Here is a 14,100-nt window from a genome sequence, read left to right on the forward strand (position 1 = left end):
AACGGATTGCTCGCCCCATATAGGCGAAGATCCCGCCAAAACCAATGCAATCGATGTCGGGCAGCCCATAGGACCGAACCGCCGGCCTCCCCTGAGGGGCGGGCCGGCGGTCGTTAACCAAGGGAGTTCGGAAACAACCGTTCCGAACGGCAACCGCTTACTGGTTGTGGGTCTTCAGCACCTGGTCGCAGGCCGGGCTGATCTTGGGCCGGTTCTCCTTGAGGCACGCCAGAATGGTGAAGTCACCCTGATCGATGACGGCACGGCAGAACTTCTGAACGTCACGCGTGCAGGCCGCCTGCTCTTCGGGCGTGCCGCCGCGGCCTTGCGCGAACGCACCGGTGGAAACGGACACCGACGACAGCAGGGAAAGTGCCAGGAAAATCTTACGCATCGTGTTCCTTCATTTTGACAGCAGAGGAGACCTCCCGGATCGCCGATGCTGCCCGGGAAACACCTGTTTGGTTTGGCAAGGACCGCAAGCCCCCCAGCGCCGGAGGTACGCTGCCAAATGCGGCCAAATTTGCGCCCTATGATCCCGAGCGGATCAAGCTCGGAGATCACAGCTTTGGCACAAACAAGGCGTTGATACTAGGGCGTTATTCTCGGAACACGTTTTTCGCATTTGGCTGTTGCAAGCATGCCGCGCGGACCGTTAGATGCAGCGCCGTCGAGGCGGCTTGCGTGCAGCCGTCTTGCGAGGACGACCATTCGGCGCCGACCGGTCGCACGGCGTCGGCGGGCATCATGGCATCCGGTCGCAGCGCCCGACCGGCCGTCATTTGAACCTAACCTTCGGCGAGAACACCAAGTGTTCGAAGCGGCGGCATACGCCGACACAGCGGTGTCATTTTGGATGGGAAACTCGATATGAAACTGTTCGGCTCATCTTTCTCGGGGCACGTCATCAAGGCCGCCGGTCTCGGAGCGGCACTGTTCGTGGCGGCGACCGCAGTTCAGGCTCAGTCGGGCCCGTTCGCCGGCTTCGACGGCTCGTGGTCGGGCAACGGCACGGTCGCGCTGTCGGACGGCACCACCGAGCGCATCCGCTGCAAGGCCAGCTACAAGGTGGCCGGCGCCAATCTGAAGCAGAGCCTGCAATGCGCCAGCGACAGCTACAAGTTCCTCCTGTCCAGTGACGTCACCAGCCAGGGAGACCGCATCTCCGGCAACTGGAGCGAATCCAGCCGCAACGTGAACGGCGAATTGCAGGGCACCGCCGGCAACGGCCAGATCGACGTGTTCGTGCAGGCCGCCGGCTTCGCCGCCAGCATCACCCTGAGGACCAGCGGCAACAAGCAGGTCGTGCAGATTTCCTCCAAGGGCGAGATCCGCGGCGTCAACATCACGATGTCGAAGACCTGATCCTTGGACCGGAGCGTGTCGCGCGCTCACGGGCAGTCGAATGCGCAAACGGCCCTGACAATGTCAGGGCCGTTTTGTTTTGCGGTGCTTCCGCAGCCGTCGGATACGAATGAGACCCGCCGCTGTCGTCGCCCGGCTTGAGGGCGACCCAGTCTTCCGGAGGCTGTCGTGATTGAACCGATAGGCCGCGGCGTACTGAATCACCTGCTTTCGCGGGTGATGACGGCCCTGGTTGACGCAACAGCCTGGGCTAAAGCGGCTTGCGCTTCAGCTTCTGCGACAGGTTGATGAGGAACATCGCGGTCGGGCGGAGGATGAAGAGGTCGGCAAACAGCGCCGCCACCATCGAGAACGCGCTGAGCCAACCGAACAGCCGCAGCGACGGCAGATCCGAGAACACGGTGACGACCAGGCCGCAGGCCAGCACCACGGTGGTGAGGATCAGCGCCGGTCCGACCAGCACGGTGGCGCGCTCCACCGCGACCGCGGCACTGACGCCGGGCGCGCTTTCCATCCGCAGCCGGTTCAGGAAGTGGATGGTCGCCGACAGGCCAAGGCCGAAGGAGACCGTGAGCGCCACCACGCTGGCAAATTGCAGCCCCTCCCCCATTGCCCACAGCACGGTGCCCGACATCACGACAGGGAAAATGCCGGGCAGGATGCAGGCGAGCATGACGACCCAGGACCGGAAGGCCAGCCCGATGAACATCGCCACCAGCGCGAACTCGATCGTCAGCCCATGGTTGAGCTTTTCGATCATGCCGGCGGAGTTGCGCGCGGCGATGGCGGCGAGACCGGTAACGGCGATTTCATAGCCGGGATGCTTCTTTCTCACCGCATCGAGCTCGCGGTCGAGCTTGTCGACCACCGGCAGCAGCTGGCTGGAATCGACATCCGGCACGCGGCCGGCGACCACGACGGCATCCTGCTCCTTGTCGATGAAGCGGCGCACGAGGTGCTCGGGGATCAGATTGACGTATTCCTGCAACGTCGCCGTATCCGACGAGCCGGCCTTCTCGGCCAGCCAGCGCCGGAGCGTCTCGACCGACCAGACGTTGCCGACACCAGCAGTCTTTTCGACGGTGGCATGGACGTCGGCGATCGTCTGCAACGTCTCCGGCGCATAGAGCGAGGCGCCCTTCGGAAACTGGATGAGCACGTTGACCGGGTTGGCGCCGGTCAGCTTGGCATCGAGCCGGTTGCTTGCTGCAACCGCCTGCTGCTTGTCCGGCACCTGGTCGGCGAGGCGATAGCGCGGCTCCAGGGTCGAATACACCACCGCGAGCGAGCCGACGAACAGCACCGCGATCAGGCTGAACAGGCCGGGACGGCCGACCATGCGCACCGCGATCCAGTAGCAGAAATTGCGCAGCGCCTGGACGCCGGCGTCGGCGCCCTGGAATTTGACCGCGAATGTCTTCTCGTTGCGCACCAGCAGCACGCCGAACACCGGCACCAGCGACAGCACCGCGACCAGCGCGATGATGGTGGCTGCGAGCCCCGCCTCACCGAACTTGCGGATCAGGTCGCTGTCGGAAAACTGCAGAGCGATGAAGGAAATGCCGGCGGTGGCGTGGGTCAGCACGCAAGCCGGGCCGACGACCAGCACGGCGTTCTTGAACGCCGTCACCTTGTCCTGCCCCGCGATCAGGCGGTCGCGGGCGGCGAAGGTAAGCTGCATCGAATCGGAGAAGCTGATGACCATGATGAGCGGCGTCATCACGTTCAGGAACATGTTGAGATTGAAATTGGCCCAGCCGAGCGCGCCGAGCGCGAGCATGATCGCGATCAGCGGCGGAAACGCCGCTGCGATCATGAAGGAGACCTTGCGGAAGAAGATGATGGCGATGATGCAGCCGGCGAGAATGCCGAGAATGTTGTAGGTCAGCCCGTCACGTTCCACCGCGTTGCGGATCTCGAGCTGCATGACCGGCACGCCGGAAAGCTGGAAATTCAGGCCGGTGTCGGCGAGGTCCTCCGCCATCAGCTTCCGGATGTCGCCCACCACCTTCCCGAGATCGTTCGAGGCGACCACCTTGGGCTCGAGCGACAGCACGATCAGGGCGAGCGTGCCGTCCTCCGACAACAGCTTGCCGCGGATGATCTCGTTCGACTTCACCGTTTCGATGAACTTGTCGTAGGCCTCACCCTCCGGCAGATCCGAAGGAAACAGCGCTGCCGGCAGCTTGCCGGGCGCCGGCGCCTGACGGGCCGAGAACAGCGACACCAGACCACGGGTACCCTCGACCAGTTGCAGGTCGGTCACGAAGTCGCGAAGCTTCTCGAGGTTCTGGCGGGCCAGCAAGGTCTGGCCCTCGACCACGACGAGGACGTCGAATTCCTCGGCCGGGAACTTCTTCGTCACCTCCTCGTACTGGTGGAATTCCTTGCTGTCGGAGCGAAACAGCTGGCTGAGCGAATCGTCGATCTGGATGCGCTTGATGCCGAACACCGCCGCCACGATGAGGACGAGCAGGACGACGCAGGAGAAGATCGGCGCCTTGACCGCGAGGAGGCCGAGTCGTTCGATGCCAAAAGCGATGCTGTCGGCCGGCCGGTGCTCGACCTTCTCGACATGGACTTCGTTGTCGTGCCTGACTTCCAGCATGCGGTGTCCAGTGGTTGGGGTGCGGCCCAATTCGGAGGGCCTGAGCGCATAGGGCAGAAATAAGGCCGCTCAGCGAAGCAGAGATGACCGCATTGTGGCCCGCAGCCCAAGCTAATCCTTGAAAACACGTGAAAATTCGTCGAGGCGATCTAGCAGGGTTCACTCCCCGGCGGCAACCATGCGCGGCCACACAATACGGCGAGCCGCCACGGCTTCCGATCACGCCACGATTCTGCCGTGCTTGAAAAGAGCGTGGATGGCCCAGGCGGACGCGGGGCTCGAAACCTGAACGACTCAAGGACCGGTATCTGACCGAGCCGTCCCTTGCTCCGGGCAGGCCGCGAGCCGGTGCTGGCGAGCACCCCCCCGCCGCCCCCAGTTCCACAGAGGACCATCACCCTGCGGGAAGGGCGGCCTCGCGCAGCCGGATCGAGTAGTTCGACGCGTTCTGATGCCCGCGCGAGGCGGCGCGCGCAAACATGATGAGGTGATGCGCGATCAGCGCCACGGCGATGAAATTCTCGATCTCGCCGCGCTTGAGCTGGCTCCAGGCAAAGCGCCAGAACGGCCGCTTGTAGTCGCCGAGCACGCCCACCTTCCAGAAGATCTTGCCCATCATGACCAGGCCGCGCCTGATGTTCGGCCAACTCATCATCTCGTCGCTGACCGGCACCTCGATACGGTTGGCATAGGTGGTGTCGCATTGGTGCTTGTAGCGCGCGAACAGCCGCTCCGGCTCGTAGGCAACCTCCATGCAGCGCCGCCACGCCGTGACCACCTCGTCATAGGGCATCAGGAATTTCACGTTGGAGTCGCGACCGTCATCGTGGACCAGCCTGCCCTCGCGCTCGAGGCGATCCCACAGGGGCGTCTTCGGCAGCGCCTGCAGCAGATTGATCGTGAGCAGCGGGATCCGGCTCTCCTCGACGAACTGCAGCAGCGCGTCCGCGGTCTGCGGCGTGTCGGTGTCCAGCCCCATGATGATACCGGAAACGACCTCCATGCCGTAGCTGTTGATGGTCCTGATCCCCTCCAGGATCGGCACCATCATGTTGTGATCTTTCTGCATCGCCGTCAGCGCATCCGGATCGGGCGTCTCGATGCCGCAGAAGATGGTGATGAAATAGGCCTCACGCATCTTCTCCAGGATCTCGGGCCGCTTGGCGATGTTGAGCGTGGCCTCGCAGGCGAGCCGCATCACATAGCCGGTGCGCTTCTGCCATTCGATCAGATGCGGCAGCAGCTCCGTCGCGGCTTTGCGGTTGCCGATGAAGTTGTCGTCGACGAAATAGACCGAGCCGGTGACGCCGCATTCCCTGAGCTTGTCGAGCTCGGCGATGATCTGCTGCGGCGACTTGATGCGCGGGTTGCGCCCATAGAGGCCGGGGATGTCGCAGAACTCGCACTGATAGGGGCAGCCGCTGGAATACTGGATACTGCCGAGAAAGTACTTCTTCACCTCGGCGAGCTCGTAGGCCGGCACCGGGAAATCGGTCATCGCCACCCGCTCGTTGGTCCGCAGCACGACCTGCTGCGCAGGCCGTGACGGATCCCGCGCCAGCCGCGCGATCAGCTCGTCGGTCGCATCACCGAGCTCGCCGACATGCAGATAGTCGAAGCTCGGGTAGTAGTCCGGACAGGCGCTGACCGAGGGGCCGCCGAGCGCGACCGGCAGGTCGAACGCGTGCGCCCGCTGGCAGATGTCGTTCATCTGCTGACGCTGGATGTGCATGCCGCTGACGAACACCGCTTCGGCCCATGAGAAATCCTCGTCCTGCGCCGGGCGGATGTTCTCATCGATGAAGCGCACCTGCCAGGAACCTGGAAGATAGGCCGCGATCAGCAGCAGCCCCTGCGGCGGCATGAAGGCCTGGATGCCGTCGGTGAGCGGATAGGCATGCTCGAAGGTTCCGAACGACGAGGTGTAGCGCGGAAACACACAGAGAATGCGACGTACCGTTTCGATGCCCTCGAATCTCATCGACTGCCCCTCGCGACAACCCGCTAACCGGTTACCTTACGGCCGAAGATAAGGCTTCGCTACCCCTTCCGGAAAAGTTGAGTGCGATCGCGCCTTCCGCTCCTGTCGCAAGGCGCGAGGTCCCGCCGCGTGCCAGATGCTCACGCTGCCCGGCATGATCAGACGCGACCTGACGAGGCGACCTGATCCGATGCATCGCAATACGGATGGCGGAATGCGAAGGGCGATCCAAAGTTCCAATCGGATGGATAATTGATCGGTCGAGCGCGACGACTGCTCCCGCCTGTCTCCGACCGGCGAACCAATTGCGGAGCGCGCGTGCGCGCGGCCACTGGTTTGCAATGCATTTGCAGGGGAACGAGGGGCCTCGAAATGGCGCATGCCCTCCGTAGTCGACCGGATGCCCCGACGCCCGCCCCTGCTGCGGAGCACCAACTAATCGATTGAAACGCCAAGCAAAGTGCGCTGTGGTTGCATAATACTGACGGTGTCCACTTAACGCTTTCTCCATGAAGGTTTTGCATAACTATTAACGATCAAGCGCCTCCTCCGTCGTAGCAAAAACTCGCGGTATCTCACCTCATGACCTCAAGCCCGACGTCAACGAAGACGGCCACGCGCCAATCCATCGCAGTCAAGCTCTACGCAATCTTTGCGTTGTTTGCGCTATTGACCGCCGCAATCACCTGGCTGTCCGACTACAACTCGCGGCGAGCCACGGAGCTCATCAAAGCCATCGAGACAGCCAATCTCGCCGCTCACAACGTTCAGCTGGTCAACGGCCTTGTCTATGCCGTCGTCATGGAGTCGCGCGGCGTCTATATGTCGACAGACCCCGCCGTCGTGAAGCAATACGGCAACGGCTTGCTCAAGTTCAATGCCGACATCCTGAAGGTCGTCGACAAGTGGCAGGCGATCGTCCAGGCCGACGACGCCCAGCAATTCGCAACGTTCAAGAAGCGGATCGAGCAATTCGTCGAATTCCGCGCCGAACTGGTCCGCCGCGCCAATGAAATCAGCCCGGCTGCGGGACGCGAGTGGGGCGACAACGATGCCAATCGCTCCGTGCGCAAGGCGCTCAACACGGATCTCGAGGCGCTGTCCAAAGTCTATGTCGAGCGCGCAGGAAAGATCGCCGAGGAGACGGCGCTGAACAACAAGCTCTCGCTCGTGCTGACCGGTCTTGGCGGCCTGATGCTGGTTCTGGTCGCAGCCGGCGTGGTGATCATCGCCCGCTCGATCGCTCGGCCGCTGTCGCAGATCACCGATACGATCCGCCAGGTCGCGACCGGCGCCGAGAACGTCGAGGTGCCGCATGCCGGACGGGCCGACGAGATCGGCGAGCTCGCCCGCGCCATCGGCGTGTTCCAGCAGGCGATGGCCCATAACCGCGACCTCAATGTCCAGGTCTCGCAGGACTCGGAAATCCGCGAAGCCCGGGCCCGCCACATCGAGACCGCGGTCGAGCAATTCCGCACCGCGATCGGCAGCGTGATGCGGACCGTCACCGAGAACGCCGCCGCGATGCGCCAAACCGCCGAGATGATCACGCGGCTGACGGCCGATGCCAACGAGCGCGCGGTCACCGCGGCCGGCGCCACGTCGCAGGCCTCGACCAACGTCTCCGCCGTCGCCAGCGCCGCCGAGGAGCTGTCGACGTCGGTCGAGGAGATCGGCCGGCAGATCCGGCAGTCGGCCGGCGCCGTCGAGCAGACCGGCCAGCGCACCGAGAAGTCGGTCACGGAGATCGAGGGCCTTGCCGCCGCCACCCAGCGCATCGACGGCGTGCTGACCCTGATCCAGACCATCGCCGAGCAGACCAATCTCCTCGCTCTGAATGCGACCATCGAGGCCGCCCGCGCCGGCGAGGCCGGCCGTGGCTTTGCCGTGGTCGCTCACGAGGTCAAGGCGCTGGCCGGGCAGACGGCCAAGGCGACCGAGGAGATCAGCCAGAACGTCGGCCTGATCCAGGCCTCGACCAAGACCGCGGTCGACGCCGTCCGCGAGATTGGCCAGGCGGTCCGCGGCATCAACGAGATCACCTCGAACATCTCCAATGCCATCCAGCAACAGGACCAGGCGACGCGGGAGATCTCGACCAACGCGCAGTCAACCGCCCAGGGCAACCAGACGCTGGTCATGAACATCGACTCGCTCCGCGACGCCATCAGCGAGACCTCGACAGCCGCCGCCTCCGTCCTGTCGGCGTCCGGCGACCTCAACGCGACCGCGCAGACGCTCGCCAACGAGGTCGAGAAGTTCTTCCAGAACCTCCGCTCGGGTCCGTCCGCGGAGATGCGGCTGCGCAAGGCGAGCTGACGGCGGCGAGCCATCGGTTGCGGAAATCGCCCCCACAAGACGTGATCCGTTCCGACACCGGAACCGTTTCTTGGTTTTTGGAGAGCCATCGTGCGCCAGACAGCCAAGAAACTTCCGTTCGCCTGCGACCCGGTTGCGGTCACCCAGGATGACGTCGAGGACGCCATCCGCACCATCCTGACCTGGATCGGCGAGGACCCGTCACGCGAGGGTCTCTCCGAGACCCCGGCCCGCGTCGCGCGGGCCTACAAGAGCTATTTTTCCGGCTATGAGCAGAACCCTGAGGAGTATCTGCGCAAGACGTTCGAGGAGACCGCCGGCTACGACGAGATGGTGCTGTTGCGGAACATCCCGTTCCAGAGCCATTGCGAGCACCACATGGCGCCCATCATCGGCCGCGCCTGGGTCGGCTACGTGCCGCGCAACCGCGTGGTCGGGATTTCCAAGCTCGCCCGGGTCGTCGAGGCCTATGCCAGCCGGCTGCAGATCCAGGAACGCATGACCGCCGAGATCGCCAACATCATCGACGAGGTGCTGCAGCCGCAGGGCGTGGCGGTCGTGATCAAGGCAGCCCATCACTGCATCAGCTCGCGCGGCGTCAAGAAGCACGGCGTCGATCTCACCACCAGCCGCATGCTCGGCTGCTTCCGCACCGACCCGATGAGCCGCCAGGAGTTCCTGGCGATGGTCAATTCCGATCTGAAGGATTGAGGGCACGGAAAATCGTCCGCCCGCTGTGATCCAGCCGTCCATGAGCCACGTTATCCGGGATCAAGCATGCGTGCCGGGGACCATGACCACGCGATGAGAGCGGCTGGATTAGCGCAATGGAACGTGGCATCGTCCCGGCATCGATTTGCACGGGCCTTGGGCGCCCGTACCAAGGTGAATGTGAGCAGAGGGCCGAAGGCGACTGTGGATTGGGCTGAATTGATCGGACGCGTCGCCGCGCGCGGCGACCGCGAGGCGTTCAAGGCCCTGTTCGCGCATTTTGCGCCCCGCATCAAAGGTTTCCTCATCAAGACCGGCTGCAACGCCGACGACGCCGAGGAAATCGCCCAATCCACCATGGTGGCGGTGTGGACGAAGGCGGGGCAATTCGATCCGTCGACGGCCGGCGCGGCCGCCTGGATCTTCACGATCGCGCGCAACCAGCGGATCGACGCCGTGCGCAAGGCCGCCCGCGACAGCCGGCTGAGCAGAGAAGTGGGGCGCGACGAGGAAGCCGATCCGACGCTCGCAGCCGACCAGATCGTCTCGCGTGTCGAAGATGCCACACGGGTAGCGGCCGCGATCGAAAGATTATCGGCGGAGCAATCCACCGTGATCCGCCTGTCGTTCGTTGAGGAACGACCGCATTCGGAAATCGCGGCGGTGCTCGGCCTGCCGCTGGGTACGGTAAAGTCACGAATCAGACTGGCGATGAATCGCCTGAGAGACCTGTTGGACGACGCGACATGACGATCAGCCACCACCCGCCGGAAGACCTGCTGGCCGACTTCGCCACTGGTGCGCTCGACGAGGCCGAGCGGCTGGTCGTCGGTGTCCATGTCGCCGATTGCGGCCGATGCCAGCGCTTCGTCCGCGCCATCGAGCAGCTCGCCGGCGCCTCGCTGGACGCGGCCGAGCCGATCGCGACGGGCGCGGACGCTTTCGATGCCGTGATGGCCCGCATCGATCGACGCCCGCAGGCGGCGCCGCAGGTGAGCGAGGTCGCCGAGCACGATCCCGAGCTCGCGGATTTGCCCGAGATGGTCAAGCGCTGCAAGATCGGCAAGCGCCGGCGCGTGGCGCCCGGCATCAGCATGCGCCCGATCCTGCTGCCTGGCACCGGCAAATCGCGCGCCTTCCTGCTGCGCTCGGAGCCAGGGGCGCGGATGCTGGAGCATACGCATTCCGGCAATGAGCTGACCTGCGTGCTGAAGGGCAGCTTCAGCCATCTCGGCGGCTATTACGGACCCGGCGACTTCGACTATGGCGACGACGAGGTCGACCATCGTCCGGTGGTCGGTGACGAGGGCCCCTGCCTCTGCCTCGTCGCCATGACCGGCGACCTGCGCATGCACGGCCTGCTCGGCCGCCTCATCAGCCCCTTCGTCCGGCTCTGAGCTCTGATCGCATCGTGGCGAGCCGCCGCGGAGCAATCAAGACGAGCTAGATCGGCTGGACGATTCGCCACTTCCCTCCGCGCGATACCGACAGCACGCTGGCGGTGATCCGCATCTGACTCTGACCCGTTTCCGTTCAGAGAGAGCGCATGGAGGAGAATGATGCGATCAGCAAGCGCGGATCAGAAGGGTTGCGTCGCGCATCTTGGCAGCCTGCTGGCCCGTGCCGGACGCAACGATGAGCAAGCCTTTGCCGAGCTCCATGCTGCAACGATCTTGAAGATGCGGAAGACCGTGCGCGCCTTGCTGCCGTCCGCGGCTGACCTCGACGACATCCTGCAGGATGGCTACCTGAAGATCTGGCGGCATGCCGCGAGCTTCGACTCGACGCGCGCCTCGCCCATCACCTGGATGTGCAGCATCATGCGCAACACCGCGATCGACGCGCTGCGCGCCACCGGCGTGCCGACCTCGGAGCTCGATGAGGCCCTCGCGATCCCCGATCCCGCCGACAGCGCCGCCGACGAATTCGACTACGCGCTGGCGGAACCGATCGCCCGCGAGGCGCTTGGGCGGCTGCCGGAGGAGCGCCGACGGCTGCTGGCGCTCGCCTATCTCGAGGGCGAAAGCCGGACGCGTCTGTCGGAACGGTTTGGCGTGCCGGTCGGCACCATCAAGACCTGGCTGCATCGCAGCCTGCTCACGGTGCGCAAGGACTGTCTTGGCCAGGCCCACGCGGTTACCGCGGCGGCCGCCTGATCGGCTGCATGGCGTGATGACCAAGGTCCCATGACTAGGACACGTGCCGTAAGACACCTTGTCATCGTGCTGGGCGACCAGCTCGATGCGGACTCGGCGGCCTTCGACGGCTTCGACCCGGAGCAGGACGCCGTGCTGCAGATGGAGGTCAGCGACGAGGCCAGCTACGTTCCGCAGCACAAGATGCGCATCGCGTATTTCTTCGCGGCGATGCGCCACTTCCGCGCCGATCTCGAGAGCCGCGGCCGCACCGTCCATTACGTCCGGCTCGATGATCCCGCCAACACCGGCGCCCTCGACAGCGAGATCGCGCGGCATCAGGCGGCGCTGCGGCCTGCGGCGACCATCGTGCTGGAGCCCGGCGATTTTCGCGTGCGCGAGGGCTTGCGCAAGCTGCCGCAGCGGCCCGACATCCGCGCCGACCGCCACTTCCTGTGCACGGCGGAGGAGTTCGACGCCTTCACCGGGCGCCATCCGCGCCCGATCATGGAGACGTTCTACCGCGCGATGCGGCGCAAGACCGGCATCCTGATCGACGAGAGCGGCCGCCCGGTCGGCGGCAGCTGGAATTTCGACGCCGAGAACCGCAAGGGATTCGGCAAGTCGCGCCCGCCGATCCCCGTCGCCAGATCCTATGCGCCCGACGCGATCACGCGCGACGTGCTCAAGCTGGTCGCGGCGCGCTTCTCCAACAGTCCCGGCAAGCTCGATCGCTTCGACCTGCCGGTCTCGCGCGTCGACGCGCTGACCGAGCTTTCCGATTTCGTCGCCTGGCGCCTCTCCTTGTTCGGCACCTATCAGGACGCGATGCTGAGCGACGAACCGTTCCTGTATCACTCGCGGCTGTCGGGCGCGCTGAACCTGCACATGCTGAATCCGCGCGAGGTGGTCGCGGCCGCGCTTCAGAGCCGCAACGCGCCGCTGAACGCGCTCGAGGGCTTCGTCCGCCAGATCATCGGCTGGCGAGAATTCGTGCGCGGCATCTATTGGCAGCGCATGCCTCACTACGCCGATGAGAACGCGCTCGACGCCGGCCTGCCGATGCCGCGCTTCTACTGGACCGGCGAGACCGACATGCGCTGCCTGGCGCAGGCGATCGGCCACACCATCGATCACGCCTATGCGCATCACATCGAGCGGCTGATGGTGCTCGGCCTGTTCGCGATGCTGCTCGGCGTCCGGCCCTACGATGTGCACCTCTGGCACATGTCGATGTTTCACGACGCCATCGACTGGGTGTCGTTGCCCAACACGCTCGGCATGAGCCAGCATGGCGACGGCGGCGTGGTCGGCACCAAGCCCTATGCGGCGTCGGGCCACTACATCGACCGCATGAGCGACCATTGCCGCAACTGCCGCTACGATCCGAAGCAGGCGACCGGCGACAGGGCCTGCCCGCTCACGACGCTGTATTGGAGCTTCCTTGCCAAGCACCGCCGGCGCTTCGCCAATAATGGCCGCATGCGCAACCAGTACGTCAATCTCGAGCGCCGCAGCGCGGCGGAGATCCGCGCCATCCGGAGCCACGCCGACGCGATCGCGTCGGCCCTGGTGTAACCGGCGTTCGTCCAGCCTGAACAGCGCTCACGGCTTGCTGGCCGGACGCCGATCGGTCATATCTTGGGCAGTTCCATCCGTCTCCCGCCGATCCAGCACGGAATGCCCTGCCCATGACCGCCGCCATCGTCGCCGTCTTCACGCTCGCCTATGCCGTGGTGGCGCTGGAGCATCCGTTCCGGATCAACAAGGCAGCCACCGCTCTGGTCGGTGCCGGCCTGATGTGGACCATCTACGCCGTCATGGGCGGGACCGCGCCGGCCGTTGCGGCTGAACTCAACGAGTCCGTGGCCTCGACCGCGCAGATCATCTTCTTCCTGATCGGGGCGATGACCATCGTCGAGGTCATCGACGCGCACAACGGCTTCGAGGTCGTGACCTCGCTGATCAGTACCAGGAATCAGGTCACGCTGGTCTGGTTGGTCGGCTTCGTGACCTTCTTCCTCAGCGCCATGCTCGACAACCTCACCACCGCGATCGTGATGGTGTCGCTGATGAAGAAGCTGTCGGGGCGTGACGAAGATCGTCTCGTGTTCGCCGCCATCATCGTGATTGCCGCCAATGCCGGCGGCGCGTGGTCGGCGATCGGCGACGTCACCACCACCATGCTGTGGATCGGCGGCCAGATCACGCCGCTCGCGATCATGAAGTCGGTCTTCATCCCCTCGCTCCTGAACCTGCTGGTGCCGCTCGCGGTCGTCAGCGTCACGCTGCGCGGCAAGCAGCTCGCGCCTCCGGCGAGCGCAGGGCTCGCCTCGATCAGCCCGATCCTGCCGTTCGAGCGCAACCTGATGTTCTTCATGGGCCTCGGCATCCTGGTCGCCGTGCCGGTGTTCAAGGCGCTGACGCACCTGCCGCCGTTCATGGGCATCCTGTTCGGCCTCGGCCTGCTCTGGATGGTCGGCGAGATCATCCATCGCGAGAAGGCCTCGGAGCAGAAGCAGCGCCTGACGCTCGTACATGCGCTGACCCGCATCGACATGCCCTCGATCGTGTTCTTCATCGGCATCCTGCTGGCCGTCGCAGCGCTGGAGCACACCCACATCCTGCAGGCGCTGGCGCAATGGCTCGATCGCACCGTCGGCCGGCTCGACCTGATCGTGATCGTGCTTGGCCTCGCCAGCGCGGTCATCGACAACGTGCCGCTGGTCGCAGCATCCATGGGCATGTACAGCCTGAGCCAGTTTCCGCCGGACAGTTTCCTGTGGGAGTTCATCGCCTACTGCGCCGGCACCGGCGGCTCGATCCTGATCATCGGCTCGGCGGCCGGCGTCGCCGCGATGGGGCTCGAGAACATCCACTTCTTCTGGTACGTGCGCCGCATCAGCGGCATCGCCCTGCTCGGCTATTTTGCCGGCGCCGCCGCCTACATCATCCAATACAATCTGCTTCACTGAGCGGGA

General features: G+C 64.8%; 11 protein-coding genes. 8 read left to right on the plus strand and 3 right to left on the minus strand.

What is annotated here, in order from left to right:
- Positions 1 to 157: 157 nt before the first annotated feature.
- Entirely contained in the window at positions 158 to 394 is a 237-nt protein-coding gene (locus ACQR0W_RS01735; RefSeq protein WP_315714894.1) for a hypothetical protein, read from the minus strand.
- 476 nt (positions 395 to 870) lie between these two features.
- Here ACQR0W_RS01735 and ACQR0W_RS01740 point away from each other — a divergent pair, with 476 nt between their 5' ends.
- Positions 871 to 1,365 carry a hypothetical protein gene (locus ACQR0W_RS01740; protein WP_315714895.1) on the plus strand — a complete coding sequence of 165 codons (495 nt, stop codon included), beginning with the start codon at positions 871 to 873 and terminating at the stop codon, positions 1,363 to 1,365.
- Positions 1,366 to 1,615: 250 nt separating this feature from the next.
- On the opposite strand, the gene ACQR0W_RS01745 is transcribed toward ACQR0W_RS01740, so the two are convergent.
- Both ACQR0W_RS01745 and ACQR0W_RS01750 read right to left on the minus strand, forming a co-directional pair.
- A complete protein-coding gene (locus ACQR0W_RS01745; protein WP_316170559.1) occupies positions 1,616 to 3,973 on the minus strand; it encodes an efflux RND transporter permease subunit in 2,358 nt (785 codons plus the stop codon).
- Positions 3,974 to 4,367: 394 nt separating this feature from the next.
- A complete protein-coding gene (locus tag ACQR0W_RS01750) occupies positions 4,368 to 5,954 on the minus strand; it encodes a B12-binding domain-containing radical SAM protein (protein WP_316235121.1) in 1,587 nt (528 codons plus the stop codon).
- A gap of 582 nt (positions 5,955 to 6,536) precedes the next feature.
- Between ACQR0W_RS01750 and ACQR0W_RS01755 the strand changes: the two genes are divergently transcribed.
- The 7 genes from ACQR0W_RS01755 to nhaD all read left to right on the plus strand — a co-directional run bounded on the left by ACQR0W_RS01755 (position 6,537) and on the right by nhaD (position 14,094).
- Entirely contained in the window at positions 6,537 to 8,273 is a 1,737-nt protein-coding gene (locus tag ACQR0W_RS01755; RefSeq protein ID WP_315826346.1) for a methyl-accepting chemotaxis protein, read from the plus strand.
- Between the two features lie 90 nt (positions 8,274 to 8,363).
- A complete protein-coding gene (gene folE, locus ACQR0W_RS01760) occupies positions 8,364 to 8,984 on the plus strand; it encodes a GTP cyclohydrolase I FolE (protein ID WP_315714899.1) in 621 nt (206 codons plus the stop codon).
- A 204-nt stretch (positions 8,985 to 9,188) separates the two neighbouring features.
- Positions 9,189 to 9,734, plus strand: coding sequence for a sigma-70 family RNA polymerase sigma factor (locus tag ACQR0W_RS01765; protein ID WP_315826481.1), 546 nt, complete (start codon positions 9,189 to 9,191; stop codon positions 9,732 to 9,734).
- Positions 9,731 to 10,381, plus strand: a complete 651-nt coding sequence (locus ACQR0W_RS01770; protein ID WP_315749232.1) for a ChrR family anti-sigma-E factor — start codon at positions 9,731 to 9,733, stop codon at positions 10,379 to 10,381. Before ACQR0W_RS01765 ends, ACQR0W_RS01770 begins: the two co-directional genes overlap by 4 nt.
- Positions 10,382 to 10,543: 162 nt before the next feature.
- On the plus strand, positions 10,544 to 11,140 hold the full coding sequence (locus tag ACQR0W_RS01775; protein ID WP_316170560.1) for an RNA polymerase sigma factor: 597 nt from the start codon (positions 10,544 to 10,546) through the stop codon (positions 11,138 to 11,140).
- A gap of 30 nt (positions 11,141 to 11,170) precedes the next feature.
- Positions 11,171 to 12,697, plus strand: coding sequence for a cryptochrome/photolyase family protein (locus ACQR0W_RS01780; RefSeq protein ID WP_316170561.1), 1,527 nt, complete (start codon positions 11,171 to 11,173; stop codon positions 12,695 to 12,697).
- A gap of 113 nt (positions 12,698 to 12,810) precedes the next feature.
- Complete coding sequence (gene nhaD, locus ACQR0W_RS01785) at positions 12,811 to 14,094, plus strand: sodium:proton antiporter NhaD (RefSeq protein ID WP_316170562.1); 1,284 nt, start codon at positions 12,811 to 12,813, stop codon at positions 14,092 to 14,094.
- Positions 14,095 to 14,100 lie beyond the last annotated feature (6 nt).

Source organism: Bradyrhizobium sp. HKCCYLRH1034, assembly GCF_051168375.1.
Classification (GTDB): Bacteria; Pseudomonadota; Alphaproteobacteria; order Rhizobiales; family Xanthobacteraceae; genus Bradyrhizobium.